Origin of the sequence: Paraburkholderia sp. BL17N1 (assembly GCF_003634175.1) — a bacterium.
GTDB lineage: Bacteria > Pseudomonadota > Gammaproteobacteria > Burkholderiales > Burkholderiaceae > Paraburkholderia.
This window is the reverse complement of sequence record NZ_RBIW01000001.1, coordinates 1,843,754-1,860,716: the sequence shown is the minus strand read 5'-3', so window position 1 is coordinate 1,860,716 and position 16,963 is coordinate 1,843,754. Positions and strand designations below refer to the sequence as shown.

Annotated in this window: 11 protein-coding genes, 2 tRNA genes, 3 rRNA genes and 1 pseudogene; 8 read left to right on the top strand and 9 right to left on the bottom strand. The window is 59.2% G+C overall.

All coding sequences use genetic code 11. The annotated features are described in order from the left end of the window. Positions 1-30: 30 nt before the first annotated feature. From B0G82_RS08320 to B0G82_RS08290, 7 genes and pseudogenes are all read right to left on the bottom strand, one after another. Positions 31-347 (bottom strand): annotated as a pseudogene (locus tag B0G82_RS08320) (transposase); the annotation flags it as partial. Between the two features lie 215 nt (positions 348-562). Further along, positions 563-676: ribosomal RNA gene (gene rrf, locus B0G82_RS08315) — 5S ribosomal RNA — on the bottom strand. 201 nt (positions 677-877) lie between these two features. Then, positions 878-3,760: ribosomal RNA gene (locus B0G82_RS08310) — 23S ribosomal RNA — on the bottom strand. Between the two features lie 323 nt (positions 3,761-4,083). Then, positions 4,084-4,159 (bottom strand) — tRNA-Ala (locus tag B0G82_RS08305). Between the two features lie 53 nt (positions 4,160-4,212). Beyond that, a tRNA-Ile gene (locus B0G82_RS08300) sits at positions 4,213-4,289 on the bottom strand. An 81-nt stretch (positions 4,290-4,370) separates the two neighbouring features. Beyond that, positions 4,371-5,901 (bottom strand): 16S ribosomal RNA (locus B0G82_RS08295). The 16S, 23S and 5S rRNA genes sit together here with 2 tRNA genes alongside, the layout of an rRNA operon. A gap of 490 nt (positions 5,902-6,391) precedes the next feature. Beyond that, entirely contained in the window at positions 6,392-7,168 is a 777-nt protein-coding gene (locus B0G82_RS08290; RefSeq protein WP_121307126.1) for an enoyl-CoA hydratase, read from the bottom strand. A gap of 136 nt (positions 7,169-7,304) precedes the next feature. Here B0G82_RS08290 and paaN point away from each other — a divergent pair, with 136 nt between their 5' ends. The 5 genes from paaN to paaK all read left to right on the top strand — a co-directional run bounded on the left by paaN (position 7,305) and on the right by paaK (position 13,103). Next, complete coding sequence (gene paaN, locus B0G82_RS08285) at positions 7,305-9,005, top strand: phenylacetic acid degradation protein PaaN (protein WP_116144004.1); 1,701 nt, start codon at positions 7,305-7,307, stop codon at positions 9,003-9,005. Between the two features lie 126 nt (positions 9,006-9,131). Further along, positions 9,132-10,334 carry a 3-oxoadipyl-CoA thiolase gene (pcaF, locus tag B0G82_RS08280; protein WP_121307125.1) on the top strand — a complete coding sequence of 401 codons (1,203 nt, stop codon included), beginning with the start codon at positions 9,132-9,134 and terminating at the stop codon, positions 10,332-10,334. A 50-nt stretch (positions 10,335-10,384) separates the two neighbouring features. After that, complete coding sequence (gene paaG / locus B0G82_RS08275) at positions 10,385-11,176, top strand: 2-(1,2-epoxy-1,2-dihydrophenyl)acetyl-CoA isomerase PaaG (RefSeq protein ID WP_121307124.1); 792 nt, start codon at positions 10,385-10,387, stop codon at positions 11,174-11,176. A 2-nt stretch (positions 11,177-11,178) separates the two neighbouring features. Continuing rightward, positions 11,179-11,640, top strand: a complete 462-nt coding sequence (paaI, locus tag B0G82_RS08270; RefSeq protein WP_116143998.1) for a hydroxyphenylacetyl-CoA thioesterase PaaI — start codon at positions 11,179-11,181, stop codon at positions 11,638-11,640. Between the two features lie 158 nt (positions 11,641-11,798). Then, on the top strand, positions 11,799-13,103 hold the full coding sequence (gene paaK, locus B0G82_RS08265) for a phenylacetate--CoA ligase PaaK (protein WP_121307123.1): 1,305 nt from the start codon (positions 11,799-11,801) through the stop codon (positions 13,101-13,103). A gap of 188 nt (positions 13,104-13,291) precedes the next feature. On the opposite strand, the gene B0G82_RS08260 is transcribed toward paaK, so the two are convergent. Next, positions 13,292-14,416 (bottom strand): MltA domain-containing protein, encoded by a 1,125-nt coding sequence (locus B0G82_RS08260; RefSeq protein WP_116148760.1) that lies wholly within the window; start codon positions 14,414-14,416, stop codon positions 13,292-13,294. A 28-nt stretch (positions 14,417-14,444) separates the two neighbouring features. Here B0G82_RS08260 and B0G82_RS40005 point away from each other — a divergent pair, with 28 nt between their 5' ends. Next, complete coding sequence (locus B0G82_RS40005; protein ID WP_166679051.1) at positions 14,445-14,606, top strand: hypothetical protein; 162 nt, start codon at positions 14,445-14,447, stop codon at positions 14,604-14,606. Positions 14,607-14,662: 56 nt separating this feature from the next. On the opposite strand, the gene apaG is transcribed toward B0G82_RS40005, so the two are convergent. Beyond that, positions 14,663-15,037, bottom strand: coding sequence for a Co2+/Mg2+ efflux protein ApaG (gene apaG / locus B0G82_RS08250; RefSeq protein ID WP_012434444.1), 375 nt, complete (start codon positions 15,035-15,037; stop codon positions 14,663-14,665). A gap of 279 nt (positions 15,038-15,316) precedes the next feature. On the opposite strand from apaG, the gene rpe reads away from it, so the two are divergent. Then, positions 15,317-16,000 carry a ribulose-phosphate 3-epimerase gene (rpe, locus tag B0G82_RS08245; protein ID WP_116118354.1) on the top strand — a complete coding sequence of 228 codons (684 nt, stop codon included), beginning with the start codon at positions 15,317-15,319 and terminating at the stop codon, positions 15,998-16,000. Between the two features lie 26 nt (positions 16,001-16,026). After that, positions 16,027-16,743 carry a phosphoglycolate phosphatase gene (locus B0G82_RS08240; RefSeq protein WP_121307122.1) on the top strand — a complete coding sequence of 239 codons (717 nt, stop codon included), beginning with the start codon at positions 16,027-16,029 and terminating at the stop codon, positions 16,741-16,743. Positions 16,744-16,963 lie beyond the last annotated feature (220 nt).

The following is a 16,963-nucleotide window of genomic DNA, read 5'->3' as shown; positions in this document are numbered from 1 at the left end:
TAACCGGCCTCAGCACACAAGATTTCTGACACGTCCGATGAATGCGTACTTCACATCGACTCCTTGGCGAAGTACGCGGCCGCTTTTTTTAAAATATCCCGCTCCATCTTCAGGCGAGCCACTTCGGCACGCAGCCGCGCGAGCTCCATCTGTTCCGGGCTCACGGGCTTCGTGCCCGCACCCGTCAGTTTGCCTTCCCGGTCAGCCTTTACCCAGTTGTACAGCGTCTGTTCGACCACACCCAGTGTCGCCGCCACCGCAGCCATGCTTTGCCCGGCCTTGACCAGCCGCACCGCTTCCAGCTTGAACTCGAGCGTGTACTGCGCTCGCTTTGCCTTGCTTGTCATCGTTCTTCTCCTTGCTTGAGTTTACCTGCTCAGCAAGGGATTCGTTTTTCGGGGGCAAGCTCATGGTTCGCCGCCGAGCCTTCTCTCGTTGCTATGAATGGTTTCTGCGGATGGGAGTGAGGTGATTTAACCCGTCGGTTTTCTATGTGTATGGCGGCGGGGTAAACGCAGAAACCCCACCTTTGTGGGGTGGGGTTTCTGATTGCTGCTGGGGAGCCTGACGATTACCTACTTTCACACGGGTAATCCGCACTATCATCGGCGTGGAGTCGTTTCACGGTCCTGTTCGGGATGGGAAGGGGTGGGACCGACTCGCTATGGTCATCAGGCATGACTTGTTGCTGCACTGCTCGTGGAGCAATGCAACCAATCGGGAAGAAGTAGCTGAGAGGATGCCTCTCGTGTTGCTTTGGGTTGTGTTGTTTCTGGCACAACACGATCACTTAACCTGAGTGGCCTTGCCCCCTTCGGGGGTGGGATGCCCGTCCAGTGCTGAAGCACTGACGATCATCGCAAAACACACCTGTTATAGGATCAAGCCTTACGGGCAATTAGTATCAGTTAGCTTAACGCATTACTGCGCTTCCACACCTGACCTATCAACGTCCTGGTCTTGAACGACCCTTCAAGGGGCTCGAAGCCCCGGGGATATCTCATCTTAAGGCGAGTTTCCCGCTTAGATGCTTTCAGCGGTTATCTCTTCCGAACATAGCTACCCGGCGATGCCACTGGCGTGACAACCGGTACACCAGAGGTTCGTCCACTCCGGTCCTCTCGTACTAGGAGCAGCCCCCTTCAAATATCCAGCGCCCACGGCAGATAGGGACCAAACTGTCTCACGACGTTTTAAACCCAGCTCACGTACCTCTTTAAATGGCGAACAGCCATACCCTTGGGACCGGCTACAGCCCCAGGATGAGATGAGCCGACATCGAGGTGCCAAACACCGCCGTCGATATGAACTCTTGGGCGGTATCAGCCTGTTATCCCCAGAGTACCTTTTATCCGTTGAGCGATGGCCCTTCCATACAGAACCACCGGATCACTATGACCTGCTTTCGCACCTGCTCGACTTGTCGGTCTCGCAGTTAAGCACGCTTATGCCATTGCACTATCAGCACGATTTCCGACCGTACCTAGCGTACCTTCGTACTCCTCCGTTACACTTTGGGAGGAGACCGCCCCAGTCAAACTGCCTACCATGCACTGTCCCCGATCCGGATTACGGACCAAGGTTAGAACCTCAAACAAACCAGGGTGGTATTTCAAGGATGGCTCCACGCAGACTGGCGTCCACGCTTCAAAGCCTCCCACCTATCCTACACAGACCGGTTCAAAGTCCAATGCAAAGCTACAGTAAAGGTTCATGGGGTCTTTCCGTCTAGCCGCGGGGAGATTGCATCATCACAAACACTTCAACTTCGCTGAGTCTCGGGAGGAGACAGTGTGGCCATCGTTACGCCATTCGTGCAGGTCGGAACTTACCCGACAAGGAATTTCGCTACCTTAGGACCGTTATAGTTACGGCCGCCGTTTACCGGGACTTCAATCAAGAGCTTGCACCCCATCATTTAATCTTCCGGCACCGGGCAGGCGTCACACCCTATACGTCCACTTTCGTGTTTGCAGAGTGCTGTGTTTTTATTAAACAGTCGCAGCCACCAGTTTATTGCAACCCCTTCACCCTCTGCGCGCAGGCGCATCAGGCTACAGGGGCGTACCTTATCCCGAAGTTACGGTACCAATTTGCCGAGTTCCTTCTCCCGAGTTCTCTCAAGCGCCTTAGAATACTCATCTCGCCCACCTGTGTCGGTTTGCGGTACGGTCACTGTCAAACTGAAGCTTAGAGGCTTTTCTTGGAACCACTTCCGATTGCTTCTTCACCGAAGTGAATGGCCTCGCACCCTTGAATTCCGCGCCCGGATTTGCCAAAGCGCCTTCTCCAATGCAAGGACCGGGACTTCCAACACCCGGACAACCTTCCGCGATCCGTCCCCCCATCGCATTTAACAATGGTGCAGGAATATTAACCTGCTTCCCATCAGCTACGCATTTCTGCCTCGCCTTAGGGGCCGACTCACCCTACGCCGATGAACGTTGCGTAGGAAACCTTGGGCTTACGGCGAGGGGGCTTTTCACCCCCTTTATCGCTACTCATGTCAGCATTCGCACTTCCGATACCTCCAGCACACTTTCCAGTGCACCTTCGCAGGCTTACGGAACGCTCTCCTACCATGCACATAAATGTGCATCCGCAGCTTCGGTATATTGCTTAGCCCCGTTACATCTTCCGCGCAGGACGACTCGATCAGTGAGCTATTACGCTTTCTTTAAAGGATGGCTGCTTCTAAGCCAACCTCCTGACTGTTTTAGCCTTCCCACTTCGTTTCCCACTTAGCAATATTTGGGGACCTTAGCTGGCGGTCTGGGTTGTTTCCCTCTTGACACCGGACGTTAGCACCCGATGTCTGTCTCCCGTGATTGCACTCTTCGGTATTCGGAGTTTGCTATGGCGTAGTAATCCGCAATGGACCCCACAACCATGACAGTGCTCTACCCCCGAAGGTGATACACGAGGCACTACCTAAATAGTTTTCGGAGAGAACCAGCTATTTCCAGGTTTGTTTAGCCTTTCACCCCTATCCACAGCTCATCCCCTAACTTTTCAACGTTAGTGGGTTCGGACCTCCAGTACGTGTTACCGCACCTTCATCCTGGCCATGGATAGATCACCTGGTTTCGGGTCTACACCCAGCGACTGAATCGCCCTGTTCGGACTCGCTTTCGCTACGCCTGCCCTAATCGGTTAAGCTTGCCACTGAATGTAAGTCGCTGACCCATTATACAAAAGGTACGCCGTCACCCTCTTTCAAAGGCTCCGACTGTTTGTATGCATGCGGTTTCAGGATCTGTTTCACTCCCCTCCCGGGGTTCTTTTCGCCTTTCCCTCACGGTACTGGTTCACTATCGGTCGATCACGAGTATTTAGCCTTGGAGGATGGTCCCCCCATCTTCAGACAGGATTTCACGTGTCCCGCCCTACTTGTCGTACACCTAGTTCTTCCTCGCTGTTTTCGTCTACAGGGCTATCACCTGCTATGGCGGCACTTTCCAGAGCCTTCGACTAACAATGAAGATAAAGAGTACAGGCTGGTCCCATTTCGCTCGCCACTACTCTGGGAATCTCGGTTGATTTCTTTTCCTGCGGTTACTTAGATGTTTCAGTTCACCGCGTTCGCTTCACGTAGCCTATGTATTCAGCTACGGATGACCCATACGGGCCGGGTTTCCCCATTCGGATATCGGTGGATCAAAGCTCGTTTGCCAGCTCCCCACCGCTTTTCGCAGGCTACCGCGTCCTTCATCGCCTGTGATCGCCAAGGCATCCACCACATGCACTTGTTCGCTTGACCCTATAACGGGTGTGTCTCGCACGCCCTTCGCTGGGAAGACCGTGTCTGCCACACTCGCTACAGGTTGAGTATTCGTGTTGCGCCGTATTCCAAAAGCGATCTTTCGATCTCTCTTTTCATACATTGATACAATCACAACCCTGATTCACCTACTCAACCACCCATCTCTAAGTGATCTTTCGTGAATCTCTTTACTACTTCTTCCTGATTGTTAAAGAACGACAGCCGATATAAAGCTCTGCTTCATATCACTCTGACTGGCTCAATCGCCAATGCACAACGCTCTGCCTTTTACTGCCCGCAGAACGCTACGCATTGAGGATTGGTGGAGGATGACGGGATCGAACCGACGACCCCCTGCTTGCAAAGCAGGTGCTCTCCCAGCTGAGCTAATCCCCCAGTCATACAGCTACCCCAGAGGTTTCAGACGATCAGCACACCAGACAAGACTTTGGTGGGTCTGGATGGATTCGAACCATCGACCCCCGCCTTATCAAGACGGTGCTCTAACCGACTGAGCTACAGACCCCTGAGTCTGTCCTGATTTCACAGCCGATAAGCGTGAGCGCTCAACGCATTGCTTTTACACAACTGACGCGTTTAGCTCGAGAAAGGAGGTGATCCAGCCGCACCTTCCGATACGGCTACCTTGTTACGACTTCACCCCAGTCATGAATCCTACCGTGGTGACCGTCCTCCTTGCGGTTAGACTAGCCACTTCTGGTAAAACCCACTCCCATGGTGTGACGGGCGGTGTGTACAAGACCCGGGAACGTATTCACCGCGGCATGCTGATCCGCGATTACTAGCGATTCCAGCTTCACGCACTCGAGTTGCAGAGTGCGATCCGGACTACGATCGGTTTTCTGGGATTGGCTCCCCCTCGCGGGTTGGCGACCCTCTGTTCCGACCATTGTATGACGTGTGAAGCCCTACCCATAAGGGCCATGAGGACTTGACGTCATCCCCACCTTCCTCCGGTTTGTCACCGGCAGTCTCCCTAGAGTGCTCTTGCGTAGCAACTAGGGACAAGGGTTGCGCTCGTTGCGGGACTTAACCCAACATCTCACGACACGAGCTGACGACAGCCATGCAGCACCTGTGTTATGGCTCCCTTTCGGGCACTCCCACCTCTCAGCAGGATTCCATACATGTCAAGGGTAGGTAAGGTTTTTCGCGTTGCATCGAATTAATCCACATCATCCACCGCTTGTGCGGGTCCCCGTCAATTCCTTTGAGTTTTAATCTTGCGACCGTACTCCCCAGGCGGTCAACTTCACGCGTTAGCTACGTTACCAAGTCAATGAAGACCCGACAACTAGTTGACATCGTTTAGGGCGTGGACTACCAGGGTATCTAATCCTGTTTGCTCCCCACGCTTTCGTGCATGAGCGTCAGTATTGGCCCAGGGGGCTGCCTTCGCCATCGGTATTCCTCCACATCTCTACGCATTTCACTGCTACACGTGGAATTCTACCCCCCTCTGCCATACTCTAGCCCGCCAGTCACAAATGCAGTTCCCAGGTTAAGCCCGGGGATTTCACATCTGTCTTAGCGGACCGCCTGCGCACGCTTTACGCCCAGTAATTCCGATTAACGCTTGCACCCTACGTATTACCGCGGCTGCTGGCACGTAGTTAGCCGGTGCTTATTCTTCCGGTACCGTCATCCCCCCACCGTATTAGGGCGGAGGTTTTCTTTCCGGACAAAAGTGCTTTACAACCCGAAGGCCTTCTTCACACACGCGGCATTGCTGGATCAGGCTTGCGCCCATTGTCCAAAATTCCCCACTGCTGCCTCCCGTAGGAGTCTGGGCCGTGTCTCAGTCCCAGTGTGGCTGGTCGTCCTCTCAGACCAGCTACAGATCGTCGCCTTGGTAGGCCTTTACCCCACCAACTAGCTAATCTGCCATCGGCCGCCCCTGCAGCGCGAGGTCCTAAGATCCCCCGCTTTCATCCACAGATCGTATGCGGTATTAATCCGGCTTTCGCCGGGCTATCCCCCACTACAGGACACGTTCCGATGTATTACTCACCCGTTCGCCACTCGCCACCAGGGTTGCCCCCGTGCTGCCGTTCGACTTGCATGTGTAAGGCATGCCGCCAGCGTTCAATCTGAGCCAGGATCAAACTCTTCAGTTCAAACCTGTTACTGTTTTTCGGTTGTTTTACCAACCGGTCGCTCACTCAACGTACTGACGAATGATCTCTCCATCTTTCAATGGAAAAACCTTCCTTTCATTACTGTGTGAGACTTGATACTTTCGCTTCTTCCGGCAGATCCCGAAGGACCCGCCGGCGCGTCGCGCATCAAGCGCCCACACTTATCGGCTGTTAATTTTTAAAGATCGAGTACGCATTCACTACCGAACCCGTGCCGCCAGTCGTCAGCATCACAACCACCCGGCACCGCTTCGTTCTGCGTCGCTGCATCAGCAGCAGAGAAACGAGATTATGAAGAATTTCCGCTACGCCGTCAACAGGTTTTTCTAACTTCCTGAACCTGCCCGCTTCGCCGAAAGCCTTGCCACTGCTGGCTCTCCCGCCTCCCGCGCTCCGTTGTCCGAAGCACGAAAGAGCGAGATTCTAGCGAGCCCGAACCCGCCTTGCAAGCGTTATTTTGACAAGCGTATTAACGATGCTTGAAAACCGGTTTGCGCTTCTCGACAAACGCGGCCATGCCCTCCTTTTGATCTTCGGTGGCAAAGAGCGAATGGAACAGGCGGCGCTCGAAATGCACGCCTTCTGCAAGTGTCGTTTCATAAGCGCGGTTGACCGATTCTTTCACCATCATCACGGCCGGCAACGGGAATTCAGCGATCGTCGCAGCCGCAGCCACTGCTTCATCAACCAAGGACGCAGCTGGAATCACACGCGACACCAATCCTGCGCGCTCGGCTTCGGCGGCATCCATAAATCGCGCGGTCAGGCAGAGGTCCATCGCCTTCGCTTTGGACACGGCACGCGGCAGGCGCTGCGTACCGCCGGCGCCAGGCATGATGCCGAGCTTGATTTCCGGCTGGCCGAACTTTGCCGTGTCGGCGGCGAAAATGATGTCGCACATCATCGCCAGTTCGCAGCCGCCACCGAGCGCAAAGCCCGCCACCGCCGCAATAATCGGCTTACGAATGGAGCGAACGGTTTCCCAGTTGCGGGTGATGTAGTCACCCTTGTAGACATCCATATAGGTATAGGTGGACATCATGCCGATGTCAGCACCAGCCGCGAACGCCTTTTCGCTGCCCGTGACCACGATCGCGCCAATCGCGTCGTCGGCATCGAACTCGCGCAACGCCGCCCCCAGTTCGTCCATCAATGCGTCATTTAAAGCGTTCAACGCCTTCGGGTGATTCAACGTGACCAAGCCGACCCGTCCCCGCGTCTCAACCAGAATGTTCTCGTAAGCCATTGCCGCCTCCTAAGGTTAGAAAAATTGCGCGCGAAAACGCTTCGCGCGGTCATCTTAATAATGCTACCATTCGCCAACCAACCGGTCGGTCAATTATTCGACAGTCTTTTCCCAACGTACAGCCAAGCCCTCTGCCATGACACATCCGCTATTCACCAAGCACGAAGACACGCTGCAAAAGGCACTCACCGCGGTTGAAACGCGCGGCTACTGGAGCCCGTTCGTCGAAATGCCCAGTCCGAAAGTGTACGGGGAAACAGCTAATGCGGACGGCGAAGCCGCATTCAAAGCGCATCTCAACGCAACGTTCCAGCTGGACCAACCCTCGACGGGTGAAACCGTCGGCGCCGAAGTCTCACCGTTCGGATTCCCGCTCGGCGTGCGCTACCCGAAGGCCGACCCCGCCGCACTGATCGCGGCTGCCGCCGCTGCCCAACGTGAGTGGCGCGCAGCAGGCCCGCACGCATGGATCGGTGTCTGCCTCGAAATCCTTGCCCGCGTGAATCGCGCCAGCTTCGAAATTGGCTACAGCGTGATGCACACGACCGGCCAGGCATTCATGATGGCCTTCCAGGCCGGCGGCCCGCACGCACAAGACCGCGCGCTGGAAGCCGTCGTGTATGCGTGGGACCAGTTGCGCCGCATTCCCGGCGACGCCCATTGGGAAAAGCCGCAAGGCAAGAATCCGCCGCTCGCCATGCACAAGCGTTACACCGTCGTGCCGCGCGGCACCGGCCTTGTGCTCGGCTGCTGCACCTTCCCGACGTGGAACGGCTATCCGGGCCTCTTCGCCGATCTGGCCACCGGCAACACGGTCATTGTCAAGCCGCATCCGGGCGCAATTCTGCCGCTGGCGCTGACCGTGCGAATCGCGCGTGACGTTTTGCGCGAAGCGGGTTTCGATCCGAACGTCGTCACCTTGCTGGCCACCGAGCCGAACGACGGCGCACTCGTCCAGGACTTGGCCCTGCGTCCGGAAATCAAACTCATCGACTTCACGGGCAGCACGCAAAACGGCACGTGGCTCGAGCGCAATGCGCACCAGGCCCAGGTCTACACCGAAAAAGCCGGCGTGAACCAGATCGTGATCGACTCGGTCGACGACATCAAGGCTGTTGCCCGCAACATCGCCTTCTCGCTCGCGCTGTACTCGGGCCAGATGTGCACCGCGCCACAAAACATCTACGTGCCGCGCGGCGGCATCCGCACTCCGGAAGGCACGCTCGGTTTTGACGAAGTTGCCCAAGCCATTGCGGGCGCGGTGCAAAAACTCGTCGCCGACCCGGCCCGCGCTGTCGAGCTGCTCGGCGCGATTCAGAACCAAGGCGTGATTCAACGCATCGACGAAGCCGCAGAGCTCGGCCACGTTCTCGTCGAGAGCCTGTCGCTTGAACATCCCGCTTTCGCCGGCGCCCGCGTGCGCACGCCGCTCGTGCTCCAACTGGATGCCGCCACCGACCAGGCGCAGTTCACCAAAGAATGGTTCGGCCCGATCTCGTTCGTGATCGCGACGGACTCCACTGCGCAGTCGCTCGAACTCGCCGGCGCAATCGCCGCGGAACACGGCGCGCTGACGCTGTCGGTTTACAGCACGGACGAAGCGGTGCTCGAAGATGCGCACGAAGCATCGATCCGCGGCGGCGTGGCCTTGTCGATCAATCTGACCGGCGGCGTGTTCGTCAATCAGTCGGCAGCGTTCTCGGACTTCCACGGCACGGGCGCGAACCCGGCGGCCAATGCCGCGTTGGCTGACGCCGCCTTTGTCGCGAATCGCTTCCGCGTAGTTCAAAGCCGCGTTCATGTTGAACCCAAAGCGGCGCCGGCGGTAGCTGGCTGAATGGCATAAGGCAAAAGCACGGCTTTCGTCCTATGCCGTTTGGCCGAATGGACCGGGCGATGCACCCCAACTAACATGAGGCATTGGATCGGCACCTCACGCCGATCCGTTCCAGCAGGAATTCATATGAACGACGCCTTCATCTGCGATGCGATTCGCACTCCAATTGGCCGCTACGGCGGCGCACTCAAGGATGTCCGCGCCGATGACCTCGGCGCGGTGCCGATCAAGGCGTTGATCGAACGCAATCCAGGCGTCGACTGGCGCGCTTTGGACGATGTCATTTATGGCTGCGCGAACCAGGCCGGCGAAGACAATCGCAACGTCGCCCGCATGTCGGCGTTACTAGCCGGCTTACCCACCGAGGCGCCCGGCGCAACCATCAATCGCCTGTGCGGCTCGGGTATGGACGCAGTTGGCACCGCTGCGCGCGCTATCAAGGCGGGCGAAGCGCGTCTGATGATCGCGGGCGGCGTCGAAAGCATGACGCGTGCGCCGTTCGTCATGGGCAAGGCGACCAGCGCCTTCGCGCGCCAGGCTGACATTTACGACACGACCATCGGCTGGCGCTTCATCAATCCGTTGATGAAACGTCAGTACGGCGTCGATTCGATGCCCGAGACCGCGGAAAACGTTGCAGTCGAATTCAGCGTGAGCCGCGCGGATCAGGACGCGTTTGCCCTGGCGAGCCAGCAAAAGGCCGCGTATGCCCAAAGGGACGGCACGTTAGCTCAGGAAATTGTCGGCGTCGAAATCGCGCAAAAGAAGGGCGATCCTATACGCGTACTGCTCGATGAGCACCCGCGTGAAACCTCGCTCGAAAGTTTGGGCAAGCTCAAGGGCGTGGTTCGCCCGGACGGCAGTGTGACGGCCGGCAATGCGTCGGGCGTGAACGACGGCGCGTGCGCGTTGTTGCTAGCTAACCAGCAGGCCGCCGATCAATACGGACTGCGCCGCCGCGCCCGCGTGGTGGGCATGGCAACGGCGGGCGTCGAGCCGCGCATCATGGGTATCGGTCCGGCGCCGGCCACGCAAAAACTGTTGAAGCAGCTTGGCATGAGGCTCGAACAACTCGATGTGATCGAGTTGAACGAAGCCTTCGCCTCGCAAGGTCTCGCTGTTCTGCGTACGCTCGGTCTGCGCGACGACGACCCACGCGTCAACCCGAACGGCGGAGCCATTGCACTCGGCCACCCGCTGGGCGCTTCGGGCGCGCGTCTGATCACAACCGCGCTGTACCAGTTGGAGCGGACCAACGGCCGCTTTGCGCTTTGCACGATGTGCATTGGCGTGGGCCAGGGCATCGCACTGGTCATCGAGCGGCTCTGATATCAGCGCCGCAGCGCCCATCGGTCGAAGAGACTTTGAGGAGACACCCAATGTCATATGAAGCGATTCGCCTGGACATCGACTCATCGAGCCATGTCGCAACCATCACGCTGAACCGGCCGGACAAGCTCAACAGCTTCACGCGCGCGATGCATCAGGAACTGAGCGCCGCGCTCGACGAGGCCGAAACGTCCGGCGCGCGCGCGCTCGTGCTCACCGGAGCGGGCCGCGGCTTTTGCGCCGGCCAGGACCTCGCCGACCTCGATTTCACTCCAGGCGCCATGACCGATCTGGGTGAACTGATCGAGCAACATTTCAACCCGTTGATCCGCCGTCTGCAAGCACTGCCGCTGCCCATCATCGCCGCAGTGAACGGCACGGCCGCTGGCGCAGGCGCCAATCTCGCGCTCGCGTGCGACCTCGTGCTCGCGGCTCGCTCGGCCAGCTTCATTCAGGCGTTCGTGAAAATCGGCCTCGTTCCGGACTCGGGTGGCACATGGTTCCTGCCGCAGCGTGTCGGCATGGCTCGCGCGTTGGGACTCGCCATCACTGGCGACAGACTCAGCGCGGAAAAAGCTGAAGGCTGGGGCTTGATCTGGCAAGCAGTCGACGACTCGGAGCTCGCCGCCACCGCCGGGAAACTCGCGTCTCAACTCGCGCAGCAACCCACGCGCGCCATCGCCGCTATCAAGCAGGCCATGCGTGCGGGCGCGACGCAAACGCTCGACCAGCAACTCGATCTGGAACGCGATCTGCAACGCGAACTGGGAGCTTCCCACGATTACGCGGAAGGCGTGCAAGCCTTCGTTGAAAAGCGCGCACCGCGCTTTGAGGGCCGTTGAACATGTCCACGCAAGCCAATCATCCCGATCAGATGACGCCCGAGGAACTCGCCCGCGCCACTGCTGCCGCGATGTACGAGAACGACGCGTGCAGCCGTGCGCTCGGCCTCGAAATCGTCGAGGTGCGCCCCGGATACGCGCGCCTGCGCATGGCCGTGCGCGACGACTTTCTGAACGGTCATCAGATTTGCCACGGCGGCCTGATTTTCACGCTCGCGGATTCGACGTTCGCGTTCGCCTGCAACACGTACAACATCAACACGGTTGCAGCCGGCTGCTCGATCGAGTTTCTGCGGCCTGTGAAAGGCGGCGACGTGTTGACGGCGGAAGCCGTCGAGCAAACCTTGAGCGGCCGAACCGGCATCTACGACATTCGCGTGACGAACCGCGCCGAAGAAACCGTGGCGATGTTCCGCGGCAAATCCGCACAAATCAAAGGCAATCTGATTCCCGCAGGCGATTGATAACCGCAACCCTGCGGCAGGCTTAAGAGAGATTCGTGGTTTGGTGGCCGCACTTCACCCGCAAGCCGTTAAACCGCTAAAAAGCACCCAGCCCACGGTTTTTGCGCGCAAGCGCACGTACATCAGACCAAAGCATTGAGGCAGCAAGGAGACATTCGATGACCACCGCCCTTCCGCTCGATCCGATCGAGACCGCCAGCCGCGACGAACTCGCCGCGCTTCAACTCGAACGGCTTAAATGGTCGTTGAACCACGCTTATGAAAACTCGCCGGTTTATCGGCACAAATTCGATGAAGCCGGCGTTCACCCGAGTGAAGTGAAAACCCTCGCGGACCTGGCGCGTTTCCCCTTCACCACCAAGAAGGATCTGCGCGACAGCTACCCGTTCGGGATGTTCGCCGTGCCGCAGGAACAGATTTCACGGATCCACGCGTCGTCGGGTACGACAGGTAAGCCGACCGTGGTGGGTTACACGGCGCGCGATATCGACACGTGGGCGAATCTCGTCGCGCGTTCGGTCCGCGCCGCCGGCGCAAGACGCGGCGACAAGGTTCATATCAGCTACGGCTACGGCCTCTTCACGGGCGGCCTCGGCGCGCACTACGGCGCCGAGCGCGCGGGGCTCACCGTGATTCCGTTCGGTGGCGGGCAGACTGAAAAGCAGGTGCAACTGATCCAGGATTTCCGGCCGGACATCATCATGGTCACGCCGAGCTACATGCTTTCTATCGCAGACGAACTCGAGCGTCAGGGCATCGACCCGGCCAATTGTTCGTTGCGCATCGGCATCTTCGGCGCGGAACCGTGGACCAACGACATGCGTCGGGCGATCGAAAAGCGCATGGGCATCGACGCTGTCGACATCTACGGTCTGTCTGAAGTGATGGGTCCAGGCGTGGCGTCGGAGTGCGTGGAAACGAAAGACGGGCCGACCATCTGGGAAGACCACTTCTATCCCGAGATCATCGACCCCGAAACCGGCGAGGTGCTGCCGGACGGCGAACTGGGCGAACTGGTGTTCACGTCGCTGACCAAAGAGGCGCTGCCGATCGTCCGTTACCGCACGCGCGACCTCACGCGCCTCCTGCCCGGCAGCGCGCGCACCATGCGGCGCATGGAAAAAATCACCGGCCGCTCGGACGACATGATGATCGTGCGCGGCGTGAATGTGTTCCCGACGCAGATCGAAGAACTGCTGCTCAAGCAGCGCGCGCTCGCGCCGCATTATCAGATCGTGCTGACCAAAGAAGGCCCGCTCGACGTGTTGACGTTGAACGTCGAACCTTGCCCGGAATCGGCGCCTGACACAGCAGCGCTGAGCACGGCCAAGCAGGCGCTGGCCTATGACATCAAGGCGCTGATCGGCGTGAGCGCGGTGGTGAATGTGCTGGCTGTGAATGGAATCGAGCGTTCGGTAGGCAAGGCGCGGCGCGTGGTGGATAAGCGCAAGTCGGGACTGTAACGAAAGCCGCTTTGATCGACGCATGCAGCACGACGCATGCGTCGCACCCGCCTGCGCGCACGGTCGAATTGAACAGCCACACCCAAAACAAAGTGCAGCCAATCAAATAAGCAGCGCGGCCGCGCCGCTTACCGATCACATCAACCGGAAACAGCGGCGGCGTTAAACCTAACGTCCACCGCGAAACCTCAAGAATTCGGCAGCAACAACCACATCCGGCCGCCCTGCTTCATCTTCCCGGCCAGATCGCCGGCGTCGTCGCCGAGGCCCCAGAAGTAATCGGCGCGCACGCCGCCTTTAATCGCGGAACCCGTGTCTTGCGCGAACACGAGGCGGTTCATCGGCGAATTCGTCAACGGACGCGTTGTCTGTAAGAACACGGGCGTACCGAGCGGAATCGAAGTCGGATCGACCGCGATCGACCTCTCTGGCGTGAGCGGCACACCCAGTGCGCCGATGGGACCATCCGCGCCACTGCTCGGCACGCTCTCGCCGGACGGCATCTCGCGGAAGAACACGAAGCGCGGATTCGTATCGAGCAACGCATCGACGCGCGTCGGGTTCGCGCGCGCCCACGCCTTGATGCCCTGCATGGTCGCCTGCGCGGGCGTGAGTTCGCCGCGGTCCAGCAGCCAGCGTCCGATCGACTTGTACGGCTGGTTGTTAGTCCCGCCAAAGCCGAGCCGCATCACGCTGCCGTCTTCCATCACAATGCGCCCGGAGCCCTGCACCTGCAGGAAGAACGCTTCGATCGGGTCGTCGACCCATACGAGTTCGTTACCGTTGAGCACACCCGCGCGCTCGAGTTGCGCACGCGCCGGCAGCGGCGCGCCCGCGCGATAACCGGAAGGCCAGCGGTACAGCGCGGTCTGATACACGCCGTGGCGTGTGCGCGAGCCACGCAACAAGGGCTCGTAGTAACCGGTAACCAAGCCGTCGAGCGTGCCGTCGGTATTCGCTAACTGGAAAGGCGTGAAATAGGCTTCAAAAAAAGCCCGCGCACTGGTGACGTCGAGGTCGTCGATTTGCGAGGCCGCGGCACAGGCGCGGGCCCAGTTCGGTTGACGCGCGAGCCTCACGCAGTTTTGCCGCAACGCGGCCGTCGCACCGATCAACGAGTCGTCCTGCCAACCCGGCACCTGCTGCCAGGCAACGGCGGTTAGCCGCGCCGCGGCAATCTGCCCAGGTATGATCGCCGCCCCCGTGGGTGGCGAAACCGAGGGCCGGACCGCGCCGCCGCCACCGCAGGACGCCAGCATCACCGCAACCGAAAGCGCGCCGAGCCATGCTCCGGCCGCGCGGACAAAACGCATACAATGTTCGTTCTTGATGGAAACCGCCATGTCTGATCTGTTCGACGAATACCCGATGCTCATCTTCGCGCTGGAATCGCTCCTCGCGCTCTTCCTGCTCGTCTTTATCGTTGTGTGGACGTCGTCCGGCAAGAAGAAAGCGGCACGCGCCAACGCGAGTAAACAGCAAAAGCAGCAAAAATCGCAGTAAAGCTACGCGTTGCACCGCGCATGAGCTTCTTAAAGACCGCGGGCCGCGCCCTCGGTTCAATGCAACGTACGCGGCATGCGCAGAATGAACTCCGGCACCGGCGCGTCGAAACGCTCACCGTCCTCGGCCACGCAGAAGTACTCTCCGCGCATGGTGCCGACCGGCGTGGCGATCACCGCCCAACTCGTGTATTCGAAATGCTCGCCCGGTTTGAGCAACGGCTGGTGTCCGACCACACCCAAGCCCTTCACCTCCTGCACGCTCTTGTCGCTGTCGGTGATCACCCAATGACGCGCGATCAATTGCGCGGGCACCTGGCCGGTGTTGCGGATGGTCAGCGTGTAGGCGAATGCATACTGGCGGCGCTCCGGGTCCGACTCTTCGGGCAGATACTGCACCTGCGCCGAGACGCTGAATTCGTACTGGCTCATCCTGATTCCGGTCTGCTGAAACGGGGTGTGAAAAATCGCGGGAAAGCCCGAACGCCAATGGTTTGCGGGCGCACTGGCGAGGCGGCGCTGATGGTTTTGGCATTCTGCTTGATGCGCGGCACGCCCGCAACCGGACAAATCCCTTTGGCCAAGGGACATTAGGACGTTTTGTCACATTCGCCGCTTGAACGAAGGTTCACGCCCGAAAGCGTCCACGAACCGGAACGCCCGCGCGCAAAACGGTAAAATGGCGCTTTCCCGCTTGCCTCCGCCCCCGCCATGACGCAATTCCGCATCGCTCCAAGCATTCTGTCAGCCGACTTCGCCCGCCTCGGCGAAGAAGTCCGCAACGTTGTCGCCGCCGGCGCCGACTGGATTCATTTCGACGTGATGGACAACCATTACGTGCCGAACCTGACCATCGGCCCGCTCGTCTGCGAGGCGATCCGCCCGCATGTGGACGTGCCGATCGACGTGCATCTGATGGTGCGCCCGGTCGACCGCATCGTGCCGGACTTCGCGAAGGCCGGCGCGAATCTGATCAGCTTTCACCCGGAAGGCTCGGACCATATCGACCGCACGCTGTCGCTGATCCGCGACCACGGCTGCAAGGCCGGCCTGGTCTTTAATCCGGCCACGTCGTTGAATTATCTGGATCACGTGATGGACAAGGTCGATCTCGTGCTGATCATGTCGGTGAATCCGGGTTTCGGCGGCCAGTCGTTCATTCCGGAGGCGCTCAACAAGCTGCGCGAAGCACGCCGGCGGATCAATGCCTACAAGGAGCGCACCGGCCGCGAGATTCATCTGGAAGTGGACGGCGGCGTGAAGGTCGACAACATCGCCGAAATCGCGGCGGCCGGCGCGGACACCTTCGTGGCCGGTTCGGCGATCTTCGGCCAGCCCGACCACAAGGTCGTGATCGAGAAGATGCGCGCGGCACTCGCCAACATCCAGCACTGAGCACCGACGCATAACCGGCACGCAACATGACCACTCCGTTCCCCACCCCGACTTTCACCGGCCCACGCCTGCAAGCGGCGATCATCGACCTCGACGGCACGATGATCGATACCGCTGACGATTTCACCGCCGGCCTGAACGGCATGCTCGCGCAACTCGACGCGGAAGAAACGTCACGCGAGGAAGTGGTCGGTTATGTCGGCAAGGGTTCGGAGCATCTGATCCGCAGCGTGCTGGCGCCGCGCTTCGAAACGGAGCATGCGCAAGACCGCTTCGACGAAGCGCTCGCGATCTATCAGGAGGAGTACGCGAAGATCAACGGCACGCACACGCGGCTCTATCCCGATGTCGAAGCCGGATTGATCGCCATGCGCGACGCCGGCCTCAAGCTCGCCTGCGTGACCAACAAGCCGCATCGGTTCGCGGTGGAATTGCTGCAGCAGTATGGGCTCGCCCAGTATTTCGGCGTCGTGCTCGGCGGCGACAGCCTGGCGAAAAAGAAGCCGGATCCGCTGCCCATGCTTACCGCGGCCGCGCAGTTGGGCGTCGAACCGCGGGCCACGGTTGCCATTGGCGATTCGGAAAACGATGCGCTGGCGGGCCGTGCGGCCGGCATGGCGACGCTCACGGTGCCCTATGGCTACAACCATGGCCAAGCTATACAAACAATAAAATCCGATGGTATAGTTGGCTCGCTGCTCGACGCCGCCAAGGCGATCGCAGCGCACCATTCCACGACTTAAAAGTCCTTCATCCTCATGTTTCTGAATAAAAAACGGAGTCTGATTAGCATCGACCGGGGAGCCTGGCCCTGGCGTCGCTGGTCGCGCTAACCTCGCCTGAGGTACGCTGAAGTTCGTCTTCGGCAACCGTTTTTTACTTCGCTGCGCTCACGCGTTTTTTCCATCATCTTGTTTCGCTGCATCGGTTGATTCGGCCTGCGTGTACCCGCAAAGTACCGTT

Coding starts and splice junctions, on each gene's coding strand:
- B0G82_RS08290 (WP_121307126.1), bottom strand. CDS start 7,168: ATGGCTTACGAGAACATTCTGGTTGAGACGCGGGGACGGGTCGGCTTG.
- paaK (WP_121307123.1), top strand. CDS start 11,799: ATGACCACCGCCCTTCCGCTCGATCCGATCGAGACCGCCAGCCGCGAC.
- B0G82_RS08260 (WP_116148760.1), bottom strand. CDS start 14,416: ATGCGTTTTGTCCGCGCGGCCGGAGCATGGCTCGGCGCGCTTTCGGTT.
- pcaF (WP_121307125.1), top strand. CDS start 9,132: ATGAACGACGCCTTCATCTGCGATGCGATTCGCACTCCAATTGGCCGC.
- apaG (WP_012434444.1), bottom strand. CDS start 15,037: ATGAGCCAGTACGAATTCAGCGTCTCGGCGCAGGTGCAGTATCTGCCC.
- paaI (WP_116143998.1), top strand. CDS start 11,179: ATGTCCACGCAAGCCAATCATCCCGATCAGATGACGCCCGAGGAACTC.
- paaN (WP_116144004.1), top strand. CDS start 7,305: ATGACACATCCGCTATTCACCAAGCACGAAGACACGCTGCAAAAGGCA.
- B0G82_RS40005 (WP_166679051.1), top strand. CDS start 14,445: ATGTCTGATCTGTTCGACGAATACCCGATGCTCATCTTCGCGCTGGAA.
- paaG (WP_121307124.1), top strand. CDS start 10,385: ATGTCATATGAAGCGATTCGCCTGGACATCGACTCATCGAGCCATGTC.
- B0G82_RS08240 (WP_121307122.1), top strand. CDS start 16,027: ATGACCACTCCGTTCCCCACCCCGACTTTCACCGGCCCACGCCTGCAA.
- rpe (WP_116118354.1), top strand. CDS start 15,317: ATGACGCAATTCCGCATCGCTCCAAGCATTCTGTCAGCCGACTTCGCC.